Annotated in this window: 4 protein-coding genes; all 4 read left to right on the forward strand. The window is 44.7% G+C overall.

Features of this window, described 5'->3' with window-relative positions:
• Positions 1-148 precede the first annotated feature (148 nt).
• Entirely contained in the window at positions 149-910 is a 762-nt protein-coding gene (locus tag AC5JMF_RS01585) for a hypothetical protein (RefSeq protein ID WP_495793968.1), read from the forward strand.
• Between the two features lie 68 nt (positions 911-978).
• Positions 979-1,245: a hypothetical protein gene (locus AC5JMF_RS01590; RefSeq protein ID WP_495793969.1), complete on the forward strand. Its 267-nt coding sequence runs from the start codon at positions 979-981 to the stop codon at positions 1,243-1,245.
• A gap of 61 nt (positions 1,246-1,306) precedes the next feature.
• Entirely contained in the window at positions 1,307-1,546 is a 240-nt protein-coding gene (locus AC5JMF_RS01595; protein ID WP_495793970.1) for a hypothetical protein, read from the forward strand.
• A gap of 90 nt (positions 1,547-1,636) precedes the next feature.
• Positions 1,637-2,011: a cupin domain-containing protein gene (locus AC5JMF_RS01600; protein ID WP_495793971.1), complete on the forward strand. Its 375-nt coding sequence runs from the start codon at positions 1,637-1,639 to the stop codon at positions 2,009-2,011.
• Positions 2,012-2,170: the final 159 nt, after the last annotated feature.

The raw sequence follows: 2,170 nt of genomic DNA on the forward strand, positions 1-2,170 counted from the left end.
CCTACTTTTACCTACATTGCAAACTCTGGCAGATGGGGGGAGAGTGAAAAACTACGACCAGGACTAAAGCAATCCCTGTTTCTATCATAAATAGCTAACCCGAATAGTATCCCAAATCAACGCAACTTTTAACAAAAACAAGGCAACTATGGAAACAATCAAAATCAACAACAGTGTTTTTCTCATTCCACCCAGCCAACCTAAACTTCAAGCTAATTGTGCCAAGGAGTACGGGCAATTCTTACTAGACTGCCCTCCAAAACTGACAATATTGGAAGCACAACAGGGTGGTTATCTCAAAGGAAATAAAGCAGACTTTGCGATCGCAATCTCACGTCCTGACCGTTTGCTCACAATCAACGAAAATTTCACCAATGAGCCATTCACCGAACTGTGGGTAATCCCTGTTGCTGGCGGACTGAAGGAACAATTCAAAGGGCCAGCATCGATGCTGCTCAGTTTTCTGATGCATCGGCGGAGCAAGGATTCATTTGCTGGACTGTACAACCACTTCGCTCATCGTGCGTTTCAGCAATGGTGTGAGGAGGGGATGCCGGGAGATGCCAAGGAGTTCTGCTATGGTGCGATCGCATCAGTATTGAAAAATTATATCTTCTGCGCTGAGTTTCAGAAGGTGGAGGGTGCGCTTGGTACATACTGGTTCATTCAGTGGTCGTATCGTAACCCACAATCTGATTTTGAGAAAGATGATCTCGTTGCAGCAGAAATGATTCGTAGCGGTGCAGAGTCAGGGGCGACATTGCATTGGGTGAGAAACGAGACTTACGAACGCTGGGCTGATAGCGCCATTGCAACAGCACCAGTATTACCAGCTGTATCGGAAGCAGAAGCGAGGGCATCATTGCAACCGCAGAATCAGCAAGTTCTACCACAGGGTAAGAAGCGGTAATCAATAACAAGCATTGGCAGCTCAAAAAGTGAGTCGCCACTACATAAATTAGCAGTAAAAACAAGTCAATGAAAATTAGTACTGTGTCAATAAGTTATTCGAGAAAGTTCAATTTAGGGCAGTTTGAATCAATTGATGTTGGTTGCTCTCTTTGGGCGCAAGTAGAAGAGGAAGATGCTGACGGTGTAGTTCAATTTCTGTATCACCAAGCGAAAGCATCAGTAAAGGAAGCGGCAATGCCTGTAATCAAGGCTAACGAATTTCAAATCAGTAAAGCTAAATCTCAACGCAAAGTGGCAACTGATGAGGATGTTACAGGACTAGATAATTTTTAAGTCAATCAGAACTGACTGGTTGCGATCGCCTCAAATAAGACAATGGCTTATTAAGCTGCCGATGGGAATCACTAATGCACTGAAAACAGAGATGGTAAACATCATCATCAAAAACATTGTTGAGCAACCAGACAAAGACTGTCAAACACAATTCGGTAGTACGGCGGCGATTGGTGTTGATGTGTTGCGGTGGGAACTCTGGGCAACCTATAAGCTGCCCTATGCTAACGTGATCAAAGCTCCTGATTGTCCTTATACACTGCAAAAGTATTTATCAGAGGAAGTTAGTAAATCTGTTTAAGGATTCTGTCAAGGTTATCAAACAAAATAGCTGCATTCGCCCTATAGTTTATCGGATAATAGTCAACAAATCGATTAACTTTTTAATCTAATGATGAGTGATACCATTACCGCCCCCACAAAGCGTACATTTGATGTTGAACAATGGGTTCGCTTTTCACCCCAGGAAGCAACCGTCACAGAAATAGTCATCACTGAACATTCGAGCATTGCTGTCTGGGGGGTGCGTCCCGGACAGCAAGTGCAGGCACACACTCACCCTGACGGACAAGATACCTGGATTGTGATCAGGGGGGAATTGACTTACTATCTTGGCAACGGACAAAAGAAAATTATTTCTGCTGGAGCTATTGATGTTGCCCAACCATCCCAGGTTCATGGGGCAGTCAATGAGGGAACTGAAGATGCGGTGTTTGTCTCCATCTATTCTGCTCCAAGCCTTTCGGTCGTTCCCGCGTCGCCATAGTTAGCGGATGTAGCGATCGCCCCTGACCATTGATTTTGGGAGGGGGAATAGGGGTACAGCCGGGATACGGATACCGGATACCGTTGGCGAAATATTACTTAATATAAAAACGCAAGATTTGCCGCGTATTACATGGAGAGGAGAGTTACACTTTTCCGT

The organism is Desmonostoc vinosum (assembly GCF_059505385.1).